The sequence below is a fragment of the Salipiger sp. IMCC34102 genome (assembly GCF_004145405.1).
Classification (GTDB): domain Bacteria; phylum Pseudomonadota; class Alphaproteobacteria; order Rhodobacterales; family Rhodobacteraceae; genus Loktanella.
In genome coordinates this window covers 253,777-271,961 of record NZ_SELQ01000002.1, presented here as the reverse complement: position 1 = coordinate 271,961, position 18,185 = coordinate 253,777, and the positions used below count along the sequence as shown (strand labels likewise).

General features: G+C 65.7%; 14 protein-coding genes, 2 tRNA genes and 1 pseudogene. 12 read left to right on the top strand and 5 right to left on the bottom strand.

The window, feature by feature from the left end:
- The first annotated feature begins 26 nt into the window (after positions 1-26).
- From EU805_RS05590 to EU805_RS05550, 9 genes are all read left to right on the top strand, one after another.
- Complete coding sequence (locus EU805_RS05590; protein ID WP_129763376.1) at positions 27-1,061, top strand: cysteine desulfurase family protein; 1,035 nt, start codon at positions 27-29, stop codon at positions 1,059-1,061.
- A gap of 30 nt (positions 1,062-1,091) precedes the next feature.
- Positions 1,092-2,600, top strand: a complete 1,509-nt coding sequence (gene sufB / locus EU805_RS05585) for a Fe-S cluster assembly protein SufB (RefSeq protein WP_370318168.1) — start codon at positions 1,092-1,094, stop codon at positions 2,598-2,600.
- The gene (locus EU805_RS05580; RefSeq protein ID WP_129762966.1) at positions 2,597-2,911 is read left to right on the top strand and encodes a heavy metal-binding domain-containing protein; all 315 of its coding nucleotides are present in this window, start codon (positions 2,597-2,599) and stop codon (positions 2,909-2,911) included. The genes sufB and EU805_RS05580 overlap by 4 nt, the downstream gene beginning before the upstream one ends.
- Before the next feature lie 42 nt (positions 2,912-2,953).
- The gene (sufC, locus tag EU805_RS05575) at positions 2,954-3,709 is read left to right on the top strand and encodes a Fe-S cluster assembly ATPase SufC (RefSeq protein ID WP_129762965.1); all 756 of its coding nucleotides are present in this window, start codon (positions 2,954-2,956) and stop codon (positions 3,707-3,709) included.
- Positions 3,709-4,989: a SufD family Fe-S cluster assembly protein gene (locus EU805_RS05570; protein WP_129762964.1), complete on the top strand. Its 1,281-nt coding sequence runs from the start codon at positions 3,709-3,711 to the stop codon at positions 4,987-4,989. Before sufC ends, EU805_RS05570 begins: the two co-directional genes overlap by 1 nt.
- Positions 4,989-5,486 (top strand): YIP1 family protein, encoded by a 498-nt coding sequence (locus EU805_RS05565; RefSeq protein WP_129762963.1) that lies wholly within the window; start codon positions 4,989-4,991, stop codon positions 5,484-5,486. Before EU805_RS05570 ends, EU805_RS05565 begins: the two co-directional genes overlap by 1 nt.
- On the top strand, positions 5,483-6,049 hold the full coding sequence (locus tag EU805_RS17390) for a YIP1 family protein (RefSeq protein WP_165351896.1): 567 nt from the start codon (positions 5,483-5,485) through the stop codon (positions 6,047-6,049). Before EU805_RS05565 ends, EU805_RS17390 begins: the two co-directional genes overlap by 4 nt.
- On the top strand, positions 6,049-7,269 hold the full coding sequence (locus tag EU805_RS05555) for a cysteine desulfurase (protein WP_129762961.1): 1,221 nt from the start codon (positions 6,049-6,051) through the stop codon (positions 7,267-7,269). Before EU805_RS17390 ends, EU805_RS05555 begins: the two co-directional genes overlap by 1 nt.
- Before the next feature lie 45 nt (positions 7,270-7,314).
- Positions 7,315-7,391: transfer RNA gene (locus tag EU805_RS05550), tRNA-Arg, on the top strand.
- A 63-nt stretch (positions 7,392-7,454) separates the two neighbouring features.
- Here EU805_RS05550 and EU805_RS05545 read toward each other — a convergent pair.
- Complete coding sequence (locus tag EU805_RS05545; RefSeq protein WP_129762960.1) at positions 7,455-10,508, bottom strand: efflux RND transporter permease subunit; 3,054 nt, start codon at positions 10,506-10,508, stop codon at positions 7,455-7,457.
- A 4-nt stretch (positions 10,509-10,512) separates the two neighbouring features.
- Positions 10,513-11,424: pseudogene (locus EU805_RS05540) on the bottom strand (efflux RND transporter periplasmic adaptor subunit); the annotation flags it as partial.
- A gap of 251 nt (positions 11,425-11,675) precedes the next feature.
- Here EU805_RS05540 and EU805_RS05535 point away from each other — a divergent pair.
- On the top strand, positions 11,676-12,341 hold the full coding sequence (locus tag EU805_RS05535; RefSeq protein ID WP_242494066.1) for a TetR/AcrR family transcriptional regulator: 666 nt from the start codon (positions 11,676-11,678) through the stop codon (positions 12,339-12,341).
- 108 nt (positions 12,342-12,449) lie between these two features.
- Here the strand turns inward: EU805_RS05535 and EU805_RS05530 are convergent, their stop codons facing one another.
- Positions 12,450-13,043: a TetR/AcrR family transcriptional regulator gene (locus EU805_RS05530; RefSeq protein WP_129762958.1), complete on the bottom strand. Its 594-nt coding sequence runs from the start codon at positions 13,041-13,043 to the stop codon at positions 12,450-12,452.
- A gap of 172 nt (positions 13,044-13,215) precedes the next feature.
- Between EU805_RS05530 and EU805_RS05525 the strand changes: the two genes are divergently transcribed.
- Complete coding sequence (locus tag EU805_RS05525; protein ID WP_242494065.1) at positions 13,216-14,307, top strand: efflux RND transporter periplasmic adaptor subunit; 1,092 nt, start codon at positions 13,216-13,218, stop codon at positions 14,305-14,307.
- A 49-nt stretch (positions 14,308-14,356) separates the two neighbouring features.
- Positions 14,357-17,422, top strand: a complete 3,066-nt coding sequence (locus tag EU805_RS05520) for a multidrug efflux RND transporter permease subunit (protein WP_255465871.1) — start codon at positions 14,357-14,359, stop codon at positions 17,420-17,422.
- Between the two features lie 276 nt (positions 17,423-17,698).
- Here the strand turns inward: EU805_RS05520 and EU805_RS05515 are convergent.
- Both EU805_RS05515 and EU805_RS05510 read right to left on the bottom strand, forming a co-directional pair.
- Positions 17,699-17,775, bottom strand: a tRNA-Ile gene (locus EU805_RS05515).
- A gap of 66 nt (positions 17,776-17,841) precedes the next feature.
- Complete coding sequence (locus tag EU805_RS05510; RefSeq protein ID WP_129762957.1) at positions 17,842-18,114, bottom strand: hypothetical protein; 273 nt, start codon at positions 18,112-18,114, stop codon at positions 17,842-17,844.
- Between the last annotated feature and the right edge of the window lie 71 nt (positions 18,115-18,185).

Sequence of the window (18,185 nt, the reverse complement as noted above, 5' to 3'; positions counted from 1 at the left end):
CCCCGGAGTTTATGGGCCAGATGAAGATGGAACGGTGCTACCTCGATCATAACGCGACGACGCCCTTGCGGGCGGAGGCGCGGGCCGCGATGGTCGCGGCGATGGATGTCGTGGGCAACCCCTCGTCGGTGCACGCCGAAGGTCGGGCCGCCAAGGGACTGGTCGAGCGCGCCCGCGGCCAGATCGCCGAGGCAGTGGGGGCCGGCGGGGCGGACGTGATCTTCGTCAGCGGATCGACCGAGGCGGCGGCCCTGGCGCTCTCGGGGCGCGGCCTGATTTGTGCGGGGATCGAACACGAAGCAGTGCGCACCTGGTGCGACGCGACCCTGACCGTGGAGGGGGGCCGCGTCCAGGTCCCCGATCCCACGCGCGCCTGCGTGCAGCTCGCCAACTCGGAGACCGGGATCCTGCAGCACCTGCCGGAAGGTCTGGCCGTCAGCGACATTACCCAAGGGTTCGGGCGCGTGCCGTTTTCCTACGGTTGGTCCGGCGTCGGGATGGTGTTCCTTTCGGCGCACAAGTTCGGCGGGCCGAAGGGGGTGGGCGCGCTGATCGTGCCGCAAGGAGCGGAGATCGCGGCCCAGATCCGAGGCGGCGGACAGGAGATGGGACGCCGGTCCGGCACCGAGAACGTCATTGCCATTGCGGGCATGGGTGCGGCGGCAAAGGCCGCGCAAGTCGATCTTGCGGATGGCCTCTGGGACCGGGTTGCGGATCTTAGAACTTTTCTAGAAAAGGCCATTGTAGAGGTCTCTTCGCAGACTATTTTTGTAGGGAATTCGCTGGAGCGGCTGCCCAACACGGCCTGTTTCGTGACCCCCGGCTGGAAGGGCGAAACCCAGGTGATGTCGATGGACCTTGCGGGGTTCGCCGTCAGCGCGGGATCGGCCTGTTCGAGCGGCAAGGTCCGTGCGAGCCGGGTGCTGCAGACGCTCGGGTTCTCGGACGAGGACGCGGGTTGCGCGCTGCGCGTGTCGCTGGGGCCGCAGACGCGGCGAGAAGAAATCGAGCGGTTCGTGGACCGTTGGGGCGCTTCGGCGCAGAAACGTCAGGCGGCATGAGGCCGCGAGAGAGGAAACGATATGTCGCCCATGGATATTGACGTCAAGGAAGGTGTCGACCGCGAAACGGTGGACGCGGTCAAGGAACTCTCCGGCGTCTACAAGTACGGCTGGAACGACGACGACATCGAGATGGACTACGCCCCCAAGGGCGTGAACCCCGAGATCGTCAAGCTGATCTCCTCCAAGAACGAGGAGCCCGCGTGGATGACCGACTGGCGCCTCTCCGCCTTCGAGCGGTGGGAGACGATGTCGGTGCCGAACTGGGCGATGCTGAAGCTGGCCGAGATCGACTTCCAGGACCTCTATTACTACGCGCGCCCCAAGAGCATGGAGGTGAAGCCGAAGTCCCTGGACGAGGTCGATCCCAAGCTCTTGGAGACCTACAAGAAGCTGGGCATCCCGCTGAAGGAGCAGGCCGTGCTCGCCGGTGTCGAGGGTGCAGAACTCGAACCCGAGCGCAAGGTCGCGGTCGACGCGGTCTTCGACTCCGTCTCCGTCGGCACGACGTTCCAGAAGGAGTTGAAGAAGGCGGGCGTCATCTTCTGCTCGATTTCGGAGGCGATCCGCGATTACCCCGATCTGGTGAAGAAATACCTGGGCTCGGTGGTGCCGCCGTCGGACAACTTCTATGCTACGCTGAACTCGGCCGTCTTCTCTGACGGGTCCTTCGTCTACGTACCGCCCGGCGTGCGCTGCCCGATGGAGCTGTCGACCTATTTCCGCATCAACGCCGAGAACACCGGCCAGTTCGAGCGGACGCTGATCATCGCCGACAAGGGCTCCTACGTCAGCTACCTCGAAGGCTGCACTGCCCCCAAGCGCGACGTGGCTCAATTGCACGCCGCCGTGGTCGAGATCATCGTCGAGGAAGACGCCGAGGTGAAATACTCGACCGTCCAGAACTGGTATCCCGGCGATGAAGAGGGCAAGGGCGGCATCTACAACTTCGTGACCAAGCGCGCCGATTGCCGGGGCGACCGGTCCAAGGTGATGTGGACGCAGGTGGAAACCGGATCCGCCGTGACGTGGAAGTACCCCTCCTGCATCCTGCGCGGCAACGACAGCCAGGGCGAGTTTTACTCGATCGCCATCGCCAACAACCACCAGCAGGCCGATACCGGCACGAAGATGGTGCATCTGGGAAAGAACACGAAGAGCCGCATCGTCTCCAAGGGGATCAGCGCGGGCAAGGCGCAGAACACCTACCGCGGCCTGGTGTCCATGCACCCGAAGGCGAAGGACAGCCGGAACTACACACAATGCGACAGCTTGCTGATCGGGTCGGAGTGCGGCGCCCACACGGTGCCCTACATCGAGGTGAAGAACAATTCCTCCCGGGTCGAACACGAGGCGACGACCTCCAAGGTAGACGACGACCAGCTCTTCTATTGCCGCTCGCGCGGGATGGACGAGGAGGAGGCCGTGGCCTTGGTCGTGAACGGGTTCTGCAAGGAAGTTCTGCAGGCGCTGCCGATGGAATTCGCGATGGAAGCCCAGGCGCTGGTCGCGATCTCACTCGAAGGGTCGGTCGGATGATCGTCACGACCACCCAGTCCATCGAGGGCCGCACCATCACTGCCTATCACGGCGTCGTGGTGGGCGAGGCGATCATGGGTGCGAACTTCGTGCGGGATTTCTTCGCCTCCGTCACTGACGTGATCGGCGGGCGGTCGGGATCCTACGAGAACAAGCTGCGCGATGCCCGTGATATTGCCATGAAGGAGATCGAGGCCGAGGCGAAAGCGCTTGGCGCCGATGCCGTCGTGGGGGTCGATCTGGATTACGAAGTCGTCGGCGAAAGCATGTTGATGGTGTCCGTCTCGGGCACCGCCGTGTCGCTGGCCTGAAGGAACAACGGGACCGCCGCGTCCTGACGAAAGGAAGAAAGAATGCTGAACATCAAGGGCCTGAAGGTCGATCTTGAAGAAGAAGAGAAGTCGATCCTCAAGGGTGTCGACCTGGACGTGAAAGCGGGCGAGGTGCACGCGATCATGGGGCCGAACGGGTCCGGCAAATCGACCTTGTCCTATGTCCTGTCTGGCAAGGACGGCTACGAGGTGACGGGCGGGGAAGCGACGCTCGACGGGGTCGATCTTCTGGACATGGAACCCGAAGAGCGCGCCGCGGCGGGCCTGTTCCTGGCGTTCCAGTACCCGGTGGAGATCCCCGGGGTCGGCAACATGACCTTCCTGCGCACGGCCGTGAACGCTCAGCGCAAGGCCCGCGGGCAGGAGGAACTCTCCGCCGGTGACTTCCTCAAGGAAGTCCGGGCGCGTGCCAAGGATCTGAAGATCGACGCCGACATGCTCAAGCGGCCCGTGAACGTGGGCTTCTCTGGCGGCGAGAAGAAGCGCAACGAGATCCTGCAGATGGCGATGCTGGAGCCGAAGATGTGCATTATGGACGAAACCGACTCCGGTCTCGATGTGGACGCGATGAAGCTGGTGGCCGACGGCGTGAACGCGTTACGGTCGGAGGGGCGCGCGTTTCTGGTGATCACGCACTACCAGCGGCTGCTCGACCATATCAAACCCGACGTGGTGCACATCATGTCCGAAGGCCGGATCATCAAGTCCGGCGGTCCGGAGCTTGCGCTCGAGGTCGAGAACAACGGTTACGCGGACCTGCTGGCGGAGGCGTCCTGATGGCCCTGCCGAAGCTCAAGCAAGAGGCGACCGACGCCCGGCTGGCCGAGGCTGTCCTGCCCGACGGCCCCGCCTGGGCCCGCGCCGCGCGGGAAGAGGCGCTGCACCGCGCCGCCCGCATGGGCCTGCCGCACCGCCGCGATGAATACTGGAAGTTCACCGATCCGTCCGCGCTGGTCGCGGTCGACTCCGCCCCGGCGGAGGTGATGGATGACGACGACGCGCTCTTCGAAGGCGCGGGCGCGTTGACGCTGGTTTTCGTCGACGGAGTCTTCGATTCCGACGCCTCTGACGATCTGTCGGGCGCGGGGATCGAAATTTCCCGGCTGGCCGAGGCGCAGGATATCTCCTGGGCGCGTGATCTCTATGGCTCTCTGGAACTGGCCGGGCAGACGCCGGTCGAACGGCCGCTTGCGGCGCTGAACACCGCGACGGCGACCGACGGCGTGCTGATCCGCGCGACGGGCAAGGCCGACCGGCCGGTGTGCCTGCGCTATCGCCGCTCGGCCGAGGACGCCGACGCCGTGCTGCACCACGTGATCCGCGTGGAAGAGGGCGCGTCCGTCACGCTGCTGGAAACCGGGTCCGCCGCGGCGCGCCTGTCCACGGTGACGGAAGTCTCCGTCGCCGACGGGGCCGCGTTTCACCACGTGCGCCAGCAGGGCCGCGACCATGGCCGCCGGATGAACACCCACACCTTCGCCCGGATCGGGGCCGAATCGACCTTCAAGTCCTTCACCCTGTCCCTGAACGGCGTCCTGACCCGCAACGACTGCGTGATCGAGATGCTGGGCGACGACGCCGTGGCGCATGTCGCCGGAGCCTGCGTGGGCGACGGAGAGAAGTTCCACCACGACGACACCGTCTTCATCACCCACGACGCCCTGAACGGAGAAAGCCGGCAGGTCTTCAAGAAGGTGCTGCGCAACGGGGCCGTGGGCGTGTTTCAGGGCAAGATCCTCGTGAAGGAAGGCGCGCAGAAGACCGACGGCTATCAGATCAGTCAATCGCTGCTTCTGGACGGCGACAGCCAGTTCCTGGCCAAGCCCGAGCTCGAGATCTACGCCGACGACGTGGCCTGTTCGCACGGTTCGACCTCCGGTGCGATCTCGGAGGAGGCGCTTTTCTACCTGCGTTCACGCGGGGTGCCGGAGAGCCAGGCGACGAACCTGCTGACGCTGGCCTTCCTGGCCGAAGCGCTGGAGGAGATCGACGACGACGCCCTTGCCGACGACCTGCGCGAGCGGCTGGCCGGCTGGCTGGATCGCCACGCGGGCTGATGGCCGTCACGACCGACATACTGGCAAGCTGGCGCGCGCCGCGCCGCGTGATGCGCGCGCGCCTGGCCGAAGGCCGTGGCGAGGAGCGCGCCATCGCCTATCTGTTGGTCTTCTGCCTGCTGGTCTTCGTGGCCCAATGGCCACGCCTCGTGCGTCTGTCGGCCGGGTTCGACCTGCCGCCGAGCGCCGAGGTGCCGGAACTGACGCGGCTGATGACCTACGAGCTTTTTGCCTGGCTGATGGTCTGGCCGCTGCTGTTCTATGCGATCGCGGCAGCGAGCCATCTGGTCGCACGGCTTTTGGGCGGGCAGGGGTCGTTCTGGTCGGCCCGCATGGCACTCTTCTGGTCGCTCCTGGCCAGCGTGCCGCTGCTGCTGCTCTACGGGCTCATGGCGGGCTTCGTGGGGCCGGGGGCGGGCACGCAGCTTGTCGGCGCCCTCTGGGTGTTGGGGTTCCTCTGGATCTGGCTGCAAAGCCTGCGCGAGGCCGAGGCGTGACCACCGGCACTTTCGTGAAACGCTCGCTCATCGACCCCGCCGGGACAAGCCGGCGCCTGCTGTCCGAGCCCCTGTCGCGCGCCACGCGGTATGCGCTGCTGGCGCTTGTCACGATCCTCAGCGTACTGCTGGTCGAATTGGGGCAGGTCATCGTGACCGGCGAGATGGCCGTGCGGATGACGCCATTCACGCTCACACTGATACTGGCTTGTTCGCTGGTCGTGCTGACCTTCGCGATCCACTTGATGGGACGTATCTTCGGCGGAACCGGAACCCACGATCAGACGGTCCTGCTGGTCGCCTGGTGGCAGGGGATCGGGTTGGTGATCCAGGTAGCGCAAACGATCGCGCTGCTGATCCTGCCACCGATGGCCACCTTGGTGACCTTGGTGGGCCTGGCTTGGCTGGTCTTCGCGCTGCTGCACTTCGTCAACGAGTTGCACGGCTTCGGAAGCCTCTTCAAATCGCTGGGGACCGTCCTTCTGGGCATCCTCGGGTTTTCCTTCGGGATCGCCTTCATTCTGACGCTGCTGGGCGTCTCGGTCCAAGGGGGACCTGTCTGATGTTCGACGTCGACGCCATCCGCGCGCAATTCCCGATCCTGTCGCGAGAGGTGAACGGCAAGCCGCTGGTCTATCTCGACAACGGTGCCTCGGCGCAGAAGCCGCAGGTCGTCCTCGACGCGGTCAACCGCGCCTACGCGGAGGAATATTCCAACGTCCACCGCGGGCTGCATTACCTGTCGAACCTCGCCACCGACCGCTACGAGAGTGTGCGCGGCACCATCGCGCGCTTTCTCAACGCGGCCTCCGAGGACGAGATCATCCTGAACTCCGGCACGACCGAGGGGATCAACATGGTCTCCTACGCCTGGGCGGCACCACGGCTGGAGGCCGGCGACGAGATCGTCCTGTCGATCATGGAACACCACGCCAACATCGTCCCCTGGCACTTCCTGCGCGAGCGGCAGGGCGTGGTGCTGAAATGGGTCGATTGCGACGCCGATGGCAATCTCGACCCGCAGGCGGTGATCGACGCCATCGGACCGAAGACCAAGCTGGTGGCGATCACGCAGATGTCGAACGTGCTGGGCACGGTCGTGAACGTCAAGGCGATCAGCCAGGCCGCGCGCGCACAAGGCGTCCCGGTGCTGGTCGACGGATCGCAATCGGCGGTGCACATGCCCGTCGACGTGCAGGACATCGGCTGCGACTTCTTCGCGATCACGGGCCACAAGCTGTACGGCCCCTCCGGATCGGGCGCGATCTGGGTGCATCCCGACCGCATGGCCGAGATGCGTCCCTTCCTCGGCGGCGGCGACATGATCCGCGACGTCAGCCGCGATGCGATCACCTACAACGACGCCCCGATGAAGTTCGAGGCCGGCACGCCCGGGATCGTCGGCACCATCGGCCTCGGCGTGGCGCTGGAGTGGATGATGGACGTCGGCATGGCGAACATCGCCGCTCACGAGGCCCAATTGCGTGACTATGCCGCCGAACGGCTCTACGGTCTGAACTGGCTGCGGGTGCAGGGCCGCGCGGGCGACAAGGGCGCGATCTTCTCCTTCGCGATCGAGGGCGCGGCCCACGCGCACGACATCTCGACCGTGCTGGACAAGAAGGGCGTCGCGGTGCGCGCGGGCTCTCATTGCGCCATGCCGCTGATGGACCACCTGGGCGAGACGGCGACCTGCCGCGCGTCCTTCGGGGTCTACAACACGCGGGCCGAAGTCGACACGCTGGTCGAGGCGCTGGAGCTTTGCCACGAGCTTTTCGCCTGATTTGCCGTTGCGGGTCGACGCCCCGTTGGATATAGCAGCGCCAACGGTCCGTTAGCTCAGCTGGATAGAGCGCTGCCCTCCGAAGGCAGAGGCCAGAGGTTCGAATCCTCTACGGACCGCCAGTTCCCTCCATCATTCCGATCAGGCCCCGCCCTTGTAGCGGGACCACGTCGATTTGCGCGCAGTCAGGCAGTTGCCGCTTCGGTACGGCGCTCGGGATAGAAGAAGAGGTAGTAGAAGACCGGGGCCGCGACGAGGGTGAGGATGGAGGCAAACCCCAGTCCCCCCATGATCGTCACGGCCATGGAGGCAAAGAATGCATCCCAAAGAAGCGGGATCATCCCGAGGATGGTCGTCGCCGCGGCCAGGACCACCGGGCGCACACGGCTGGTGGAGGCGCGCACGATGGCCTCCTCCATGCGAACCCCTTCGCCGCGCACGATGTCGATCTCCTCGACCAGGACGATGCCGTTCTTGATCAGCATGCCCGACAGGCTGAGCAGGCCGAGCAGCGCGGTGAAGGAGAAAGGCATGCCGGTCGCCAGCAGCGCGATGGCCGCCCCGTTGATCGCCATGGGCACCAACAGCCAGATCAGCAAGGGCTGCCGCAACCGTCCGAACAAGAGCACCGAGGTCACGATCATCGCTAGCAGCGACACCGGCAGCACCTTGCCAAGATTGCCCTGCGCGTCCTGCTGGCTTTCGTATTCGCCGCCCCATTCGAACTTGTAGCCCGGCGGGATCTCCATCGCCTCGAGGTGTGGCTGGATCTGCAGAAGCACGTTGGAGGCGTTCGCGCCTTGAGTAATTCCCGACTGCACCGTCAGCGTCAGCATACGGTTGCGTCGCTCGACCACCGAGTTGTGGATCTCGGGCGAGAAACCATCCACGACCTGCGAGATCGGAAGATAGGTCTGGCTTGGCTCTGAATAGATCTGCACGTCCATCAGCCGTTCGCTTCGATCCAGTCCGAAATCGGGCGTGCGCATGATGATCGGGATCTGGCGCGCGCCTTCCTGGTAGATACCGGCCGAAAGTCCCTCGGTCGCCATCTTCAGCGTGTCCGAGATATCCTCGCGGGCGATGCCGGCGGCCTGCGCGCGGTTGTCGGCGTAGAGCGGGCGCATCACCATCTCTTGCTCGAACCAGTTGGTGCGGATGTTACGCAGGTCCGGCCCGTGCTCCAACATCAGGGCGCGGGCCTCTTCGGCCAGCTCACGCAGAACGACCGGGTCCGGTCCGGAGAACCGTGCCTGGATCGGCGTGCCTCCACCTGGCCCGAAGACCAGTTGCTCGGTCCGGAACTCGCCGCCCGGAAGCTGGTCGGCCCCGAAGACGTCGAGATCCCGGCGCAATGCCGTGATCGCATCGAGCGAGCGGGCGCGAATGATCATCTGCCCGTAGGACGGGGCAGGGTCCTCTGACTGGTAGGTCAGCATGAAACGCGAGGCCCTCCCGCCGACGAAGGTCGCGCTGGACACGACCTCGGGGCGGGTCTCAAGCCAATCCTCGACCAGCGCGAGGTCTGCCGAGGTCGTCTCGAGGTCGGTGCCCTGCGGCAACTTGTAGTGGACGAAGAAGATCGGCGTGTTGCTGTTGAGAAAGAACTGCTGCTTGACCTGGCCGAAGCCGATCACGCAGGCCACCGTGGTCCCGATGAGCGCCGCCACGACCAGCCAGCGGAACCGAATGGCGCCGCGCAGCATCGCGCCGTAGGCCGACAGGAACCGGCCCGTGCCGGGATCGGGGTCGCCGGCCTTGCCCTGCTTGAACAGGTAGTGGCCCAGAAGCGGCGTCACCGTCACGGCCAGGAGCCACGACAGCAAAAGCGAGATTCCCACCACCGCAAAGAGCGAGAACAGGAACTCGCCGGTGGAATCCGGGCTCAGCCCGATCCCCGAGAAGGCGAGGATCCCGATGATCGTGGCCCCCAGGAGGGGGATCTGCGTCTTGCTCGCGACATCTTCGGCGGCATCGCGCGACGGCGTGCCCTTTGCCATGTCGATCTGCATCCCGTCCGCCACGACGATGGCGTTGTCGACCAGCATGCCCATGGCGATGATCAGCGCGCCCAGGCTGATGCGTTGCATGTCGATCCCGAAAATCGCCATGAAAAAGAGCGTTCCCACCACCGTCAAGAGCAACGTGGTCCCCACGACGACCGCCGATCGCCACCCCATGAACAGACCCAGCACCACCACGACGATCACGACCGACAGGGCCAGGCTGAACAGGAAGTTGTTCGAGGCCTCGTCGACCACGACGTGTTGCTGGTAGACCGAGTGGAGTTCGACCCCCTGCGGCAGGGTCTGGAAAATCCGGGCCAGGTTCTCGTCGACCCGGTTGCCCACGTCCACCACGTTCAGGGAGGCCAGCGCCGAGACACCGATGGTGAAGGCTTCCTGTCCTTCGAAGCGGATCAGCTTGCTGCGCTCGCTCACGCGCGCCCGGCTGACGGTCGCGAAATCCTGCAACGACACGACCCGTCCGCCCACGCCCAGGGTCAGGTTGCTGATGTTCTCGACCGTGCCGGACCCGACCGGGGGTGCGATTGCCCGGCGTGCGCCGTCTTGCGTGACGGAACCCGCGGGATTGACCGTGTCGGCGGAGGCGACCGCCCCGCTGACCGCGGACGCAGGCAGGTTGAGGTTGGCAAGGATCGCGGGATGCGGCTCGACGTAGATTGCCTCCTGCGGCAGCCCGTCGAGGACCACGTCCGCCACGCCCTCCACCACCAGCAACTCGCGCCGGATATAGGTGGCGATATCGTGGATCTCGGCATCGCTGAAACCGGGCGCCGTCACCGCGTAGAACAGCCCGTAGACATCCCCGAAGGCGTCGTTCACGAAAGGCGCGCTGGCGTTCTGCGGCAAGTCCCCGCGGGCTTCGTTCACGCGGTTGCGCAGGGTTTCCCAGATCAATGGCAGCTCGTCCGGTCCGAAGGTCGATTCCACGTCCACCGTGATCCGGCTCATCCCGCGGGTGTTCACGGAAGAGATCACGTCGACCTCCGCTATCTGCTGGATGGCCGATTCCAGCGGTTCGGACACCTCGCGCGCGACCTGTTCGGCGGATGCGCCCGGGTAGGACGTGATGACCACCGCCGTCTTGATCGAGAAGGCCGGGTCTTCGAGCCGACCGATCGTGGAGAATCCCCAGATACCGCCCACAAGGCAGCCCAGCATGAGAATCCAGGTGATGAGGGCCTTGTCGATCGACGCGCGCGCGATGGAAAACATAAGCCTACTCTCCAAGCCCGGTGAAGCGGCGGACCGTCTGTCCGTCTTCGATCATCGTAGCACCGGCGGCCACGATCTCGGTGCCCGGGGCAGGGCCGTCGATCAGCTCGACATGGGCATCGTCGCGCAGCCGGATCTCGACCGGGGTCAAGGTCACCCGACCCGCGCCCTCGGTCTCTGCATCGGGTTCGAAGACGAACACCTGCGCAGAGCCGTCGGGGGCATAGACCAGGGCCTCGGGCGGCAGGATGACCATTTGACGCGAGTCGGCCTGATGCTCGATCAACACCATGGCCGACGCGCCGGGCAGGATGCCGGAGGCGTTGTCGCTGTCGATCCGCAACGACAGGCGGAAGGTCTGGCCGACGTCGGCGCTTTCCGCCTCGAACTCCTGGATCGACAGCGGATAGGTCCGGTTCCGGCCCGGGAACGTCGCGGTAAAGGTGGTCGACCCGTCCTGCGTCGCGCCGACCAGCACCTCGGGGATGTTGATGTCGATGAGGACCTGCGACATGTCGTGCAGCCGGACCACGGGCTGCCCCGCGGAAACGGTCGTGTAATTCGCCACCATGCGGCGCGCCACCAGCGCATCGAACGGGGCATGCAAGGTCGCATCCTGCAGCGCGGCCTCGGCCTCCTCGACGGCGACGCGCGACAAATCGACCCGCGTGGTGGCCGCGCTCACTTCGGATCGGGGCACGCCGGTTCCCGAAAGTTGCTCGAACCTGTCCAAATCCTGCTGATCCTGAGAGAGGGTGATCTCGGCCTGCCGCAAGGTGCGTTCGAATCCGGTCCGTTCGAGGGATGCGACCACGTCGCCTTCCTCCAGGATATCTCCTTCGACCACGGGCAGGGTGTCGATCTGGCCACCGACCTGGAACGCAAGTTCGACGGTCTGCAAGGCGCGCACCTGTCCGGGGAAGCTGCGCTGCTAGACGACCGTTTCGGGGGCAAGCTTGACGATCTTGACCGGGCGGGTCGAGTCCTGAGCATATGCCGGGACGACCGCCACGCCGAGAAGCCATGATCCGGAGGACAGGCCGATTGCAAGGAGACGCAGGAAAGATGTGCGCAAGGGGGACCTCCAGAGCGACAGTGCCGCACGACGCGATTGCCCAAGGCGGGCGTTTATGAAACTATACCGTGAAGTATACATAGGAAACCGGCGTGAGTGACAAGTCGAAACCTGACGAGGACGCCACACGCACGTCGGTACGCCCCGGGCGACCTACGGCCGTGGAAGCGCACCAGATCGGCGAGGCGATCATGAACGCGGCCCGCAGGCTCTTCGTGACACAGGGGTTTGACCGGACATCGATGGACCAGGTCGCGTCGGAAGCGGGCGTGTCAAAACGGACCGTCTATTCCCGGTGCGGGTCGAAGGCTGATTTGTTTCTGGGCGTGGCGCGACAACTCGGGCACGAGACCTTGAGCGAACTCGAGGCGGCAGCCGATCCGGAAGGAACGCCCTACCAGGTTCTCCTGACCTTGGGATGGCAGTTGGTCGCCTTCGGGCTCGACCGGGACACGATCGCGATGGAGCGCATGGCGATGGACATGGCGCAGGATTTCCCGGAGCTGGCCAAGCTGCGTCGGGAACAATCCCGCCGCACGGTGGCGGTCGTCATGCGCAGCCTGGCGCATGTCAACGCGACGGGTGCAGTCTCGCCGGAGCGGTTGAACCGCGATGCGCAGGTCTTCTTGTCGATGACGGTGATGCCGACGCTGCACCGCGCCATGATGCAGGACCCGTCGGACAGGGCGGAGACCGAAGCGGTGCTGGCTCGCGCAATCGAGATCTTCCTCCACGGCCATACGGCGCCTGCATCCTAAGGTGACGTCGTTCTCCCTCCAGCCGGTGGCCCCGCGATGCAAGGGCGTCGTGTCCGCTTTGCCCTGACCTGAGGAGGGCGCGCTGAGCGGGCGGGCAGCTTTGGACGATCAGGCGGACAGCGCCTCGTGCAGCAACCGGATTCTCTCGCCCGCAGTCTCGGCGATATGCTCGATGGAGCTTTCGTCCCCCATCGTCCAGCCTTGGAACGACAGCGCAATGGCATGACCGACCGCGCGCGCCAGCAGCGGCGCGACAAGCTTGCGACGCGCGTCGAGGCGACGTGCCAGAAGCGGCGTCAGTTCCGAAGCGAAACCGTCGATCAGGTCGGAAAACAGCGGCTGCAGTTCCGGCGCGGCCTTGACGATCCGGCCGATGTTGCGGATCGGCACATGCTCGGGCCGCGCATCGAGGACGATCTGTCGAATGAGCCGCTGCAGATCCGGCAAGAGCGGCCCCTGCGAGGTGGCGAACCAATCGAACGCCGTGCCCAGTTGCCGCGTTCGAGGCCCGGCGAGCGCCTCTTCCTTGTTTTTGAAATAATTGAAGAACGTCCGTCGGCTGATCCCGGCCCGTTCGGCGATCGTGTCGACCGTGACAGCGTCCAGGCCATGGTCCACCGCGAGGTCGAGCGTGGCATGGTGGATCGCGCGAGCGGTCCGGGCGCGCTTGCCGTGCAGTTCTGCGCCGGCGTCATCGGTCATGATCAAATCTCCTCCATCCCGTGCAACGATAATTGCACTCCATGCAATTCTATGCAAGGTCCGCCCGAAAGCGGGCAAGGCGCCCGCGCCCGAGTGAACGAGGTTTCCCATGCGTCTGCGTCCCTGGCCCCTTATGTTGGTTGCCGCGTTTGCCACGTCTGCCCAGGCGCAGATGCCGCCGCCCGCCGTCGGGGTGATCACGCTCGAGATGCGCGAAATCCCTCGGACGCTGGTCGAACCGGGGCGGGCCATTGCCGCGGCCCAGGTCGGGATCAGGCCGCGGGTGGGCGGCATGGTGACCGAGATCCTCTACCAGCCCGATACCCCGGTCGAGGCGGGCACACCGCTCTTCCGGATCGACCCCGACAGCTTCGAGGCGGATCTTGCGGCGGCGGAGGCCGATCTGGCCTCGGCCCAGGCCGGCATCCGCGAGGCCGAGGCGACCTTGCAGCGCTCCGAGCAATTGGCAGGCACGGGTGTCAGCCAGGCGCAGGTGGACACCGCGCGCAGCACGCTCGAACAGGCCCGCGCGACGCTGCAATCGGCGACCGTCGCGCGGGACCGGGCGCAGACCGATCTGGACCGGACCACCATCGTCAGCCCGATCGCCGGGGTCGTGGGGTTCGCCGCCGTGTCCGTGGGCGATCTGGTGGCCGCCAATCAGGCGGATGCGATGGCTACCGTGACGCAGCTCGATCCCATCGACGTCGAGATCTACGCCCCCGCCCGGCGGATCCTGTCGCTGATCGAGGACGTCTCGAACGCTCGGGTGACGGTCGACGAGGACATCACCGCGACCCTCACGCTGGAGACGGGCCGCACCTACGAGGCGGAAGGCCAGATGATCGCAAGCGGGCAGACCGTGTCCGAGACGACGGGCGCGCGCGCGGTCCGGTTCCAGTTCGACAACCCGCACCGGATCCTCCTGCCGGGCATGTTCGTCCGCTCCGAGGTGGCGCTGGGGTCCATGCAGGCGATCCTCGTGCCGCAATCGGCGGCCGAACGCGCCACCACCGGTGAACTTACCGCCTGGGTCGTCAGCGACGGCACCGCCGAGCAGCGCGTCCTGCAGGACATCGGCACCCACGAGAACGCCTGGATCGTCACCGACGGTCTGGAGGCCGGTGAGGCGCTGGCCGTCGATGGCCTGGCAAACCTGGCCCCGGGGATGGAGGTTCGGACGGTGCCGGTGGAGCTCGACGCGGACGGGGTCGTGCAGGACCTCGACGGCGACGATGCGTCGGGCGCGCCCCAGGCGGAGTGAGCGGATCATGGCACAGTTCTTCATTCATCGCCCCGTCTTCGCCTAGGTCATCGCGATCTTCGTCATGCTCATGGGCGCGATCAGCCTTTGGAACCTGCCGATCGAGCAGTATCCGCAGATCGCACCCACCACGATCAACGTCAGCGCCCGCTACAGCGGCGCCAGCGCCGACGTGGTCGCCAATTCCGTCACCACGGTGATCGAGGACGCGCTGACCGGGATCGAGGGGGTGACCTACATGACCTCCTCGTCGTCGGGGGGCAGCGCCAGCGTCGCGCTGACCTTCGGCGACAGCGTCGATCCGGATATCGCGCAGGTCCAGGTCCAGAACGCGCTTCAGATGGCGACCTCGCAACTGCCCTCGGCGGTGCAGCAATCCGGCGTCTCGGTATCGCGGTCGGGCAGTTCGACCTTGCTCGTCGCGGCGCTCGTGGCGCCGGAAGGCGGGATGACCGCGCTGGAGCTGGGGGATCTGGTCACGGGCCGGATCGTGGGTCCGGTCCAACGGCTCGACGGGGTCGGGTCGGTCCAGCTTTTCGGAGCGGGCTACGCCATGCGGATCTGGATGGATCCGCTGCGGATGAACCAGTACGGCGTCACGCCATCGGACGTGACCACCGCGATCGGGGATCAGAACACCAACGTGACCGTGGGCGAACTGGGCAGTCAGCCCATCGTCGAAGGCCAGCAGGTCACCATGGCGCTCACCGCGCAGTCACAGTTGAGCACGGTCGATGAATTCGAGCGGATCCTGTTGCGCACCACGCAGGACGGCTCCACCGTCTTCCTGGGTGACGTGGCAGAGATTTCCATCGGGCAGGAGACCTACGGCACCGGCGGGCGCTACAACGGGCAGCCGGCGGCCGGTTTCTCGGTCTCGCTCGCGCCGGGCGCCAACGCGGTCGGCACGGCGGAGGACGTGCGCAACACGCTTTCGGCGCTCGCCGGGGCGCTGCCTGCCGGGGTCGAGGTCGTCTATCCCTACGACACGTCGCCCTTCATCGAGGAATCGATCAACCAAGTCTATCACACCCTGATCGAGGCGGTGGTCTTGGTCTTCGTGGTGATCTTCGTCTTCCTGCAAAGCTGGCGCGCGACGCTCATTCCGATCGTCGCCGTGCCGGTGGTGCTTCTGGGCACCTTCGGGATCCTGCTGGTCTTTGGCTACACGATCAACACGCTCACCATGTTCGCCCTGGTGCTGGCGATCGGCCTTCTGGTCGACGATGCCATCGTCGTGGTCGAGAATGTCGAGCGCATCATGGAGGAAGAAGGCCTCGACCCGGTTGCCGCCACCGAAAGGAGCATGGGAGAGATCACCTCTGCCCTGGTGGGGATCGTGCTGGTGCTTTGCGCGGTCTTCCTGCCCATGGCGTTCATGACCGGGTCCACCGGGGCGATCTACCGCCAGTTCTCGGTCACGATCATCACCGCGATGGTTCTTTCACTGGGGGTGGCGGTGATCCTGACGCCCGCGATGTGCGCCACGCTGCTCAAGAAGGGCGGTCACGGCACGCGATTCGCACCTGCGCGTTGGTTCAACAGCGGCCTCGATCGCACGACCCGGGGCTACGGCGGGGCCGTGGGCACGCTGATCCGGCGCCCCTTCGCCATGCTGATCGTGCTGGCGGGGATCACCGCAGGTGCGCTTTGGGTCTACGAGCGCCTGCCCAGTTCCTTCATCCCGCAAGAGGACCAGGGCGTTCTGCTGGTCATGGTGCAGGCCCCGGACGGGTCGACCACGCCCAAGACCGAGGCCCGCGTGCGCCAGGTCGAGGACTTCCTGCTCAGCGCTCAGGACGGGGCCGTCGATTCGGTCTTCGGGGTCATGGGGTTCAGTTTCGGCGGATCGGGTCAGTCGGCCGCGATGCTCTTCGTCAAGCTGGCCGACTACGAAGAGCGTCACGGCGTCAGCGCCGCGGATATCGCCGGACGGATCAACCAGCACTTCTACCTCAACGGCCGGGGCGGGACCGTCTACGCCCTGCAGCCGCCCGCGATCCAGGGAATGGGCGCGACCTCGGGCTTCTCGATGTACATGGTCGACCAGGCGGGTCAGGGGCCCGATCGTCTGGCCGAGGCCGCGAACGAAGTCGTCGCCGCCGCCCAGCAAGGCGGGCAGGTGACCAACCTGCGGGGCAACGAAGCGACCGCGCAGACCTCGCTGCGGATCGACATCGACCAGCAGAAGGCGGCCGCCCTCGGCCTGTCGATCCCGAACGTCAACGCGATGCTCTCGGTCATCTTCAGCGGTCGCGACGTGGGCGATTTTCCGATGAACAACGAGTTGCGCCCGGTGATCGTGCAAGGCGCCGCCGAGGCGCGGTCCCAGCCCGAGGATATCGGCCGCTGGTATGCGCGCAATGCCGACGGCGAGATGGTATCGCTCGACGCCTTCTCGTCGCTGGTCTGGGACGCGCAGCCGCAGTCCATCGCCCGCTTTGCCGCCACCCGCGGGATCAGCCTGACCGGAACGGCCGCAGAAGGCGTGTCTTCGGGCGACGCGATGGAGCGGATGGAGGAGATCGTCGCCGGCCTGGGCGAAGGGTTCTCCGTCGCCTGGACCGGGTTGTCCTACCAGGAACGCCTTTCGGGCAATCAGGCGCCGCTCCTCTACGCGCTGTCGGCGCTGGTCGTCTTCCTGGCTCTTGCCGCCCTTTACGAAAGCTGGGCCCTGCCGCTGGCGGTCATGATGACGGTGCCCATCGGTATCTTCGGTGCGATCACCGCGGCGCTTCTGCTGGGGCAGCTCAACGACGTCTACTTCAAGGTGGGCCTTCTGACGACGATCGGCCTTGCCGCCCGGAACGCCATCCTGATCGTGGAATTCGCAGAGGAGCAGCGGCGTGCCGGCAAGGGGCTGATGGAGGCAGCGGTCACGGCCTCACGCATGCGCTTGCGGCCGATCCTCATGACGACGCTGGCCTTCATGTTCGGCGTGCTGCCGCTTGCCACCGCCTCTGGCGCGGGGGCCGCGGCCCAGCAGTCGATCGGCATCAGCGTGCTCGGCGGGATGACCGCGGCGGCCGTGATCGGCATCTTCACGGTGCCTGTCTTCTACGTCGCGATCCTGAAACTCGCGGGTCATGGCCGGGAAGAGACGAAGGTCGCCTAGACCGGAGTCGCGCGGATTTCGGATGCACATCGATCTCTTCCGGCTGGCGAACCGACGCCCGCCGGAAGAGGTCGGCGCATTTGCCAAGGGGCGTTTCACACAGCCGGAGCCGACCGTTTCACATGCGATGTATCGTCAGCCGGGCTGTTAATTCCCCGGCGCCGTCATCGGCGTCGGCTGGGTCCGCGCGGCGTCCTGCGCGCAGAAGACCTCGGAACAATTCGGAATAGCAAAGCAGGGAAACCGCCGCAGGATTGGCAAAGACGGCGTGACGGCTGGTAGGCCCGGCAGGACTTGAACCCGCAACCAAAGCGTTATGAGCGCTCTGCTCTAACCAATTGAGCTACAGGCCCGCCGAAGTCGTGCATACCCGACAGGGGGGACGGGTCAAGCATCAGTTTGAGAGAGGGATGCGTGTTTTACTGCGCAACCGGCGCGACGGTCAGCACCTGCGACAGGAGGGCGATCATGCGCTCTTCCTCGTCGGTGGTGACGGTGGGGTCGCCGTCCATGTCGGACATCTCGACCACCCGCGCGTAGGTCATCGGCTCGGCCATTTCGGCAGATACCTGTTCCACCGACACGTAAGGACCGTCGAGCGGATCGGACGGCATCATGGGCAGGACCTCGGCCGCGGCGGGGGCGGCGAAGGCGAAAAGTGCGGCGGCGGTGATCGTCAAGCGTGTCATCATGTCCATCAAACGCGGGCGCACGGCAAAGGTTTCCTACGATCGGCAAAAAATCGCCACGACGCTTGCCTTTT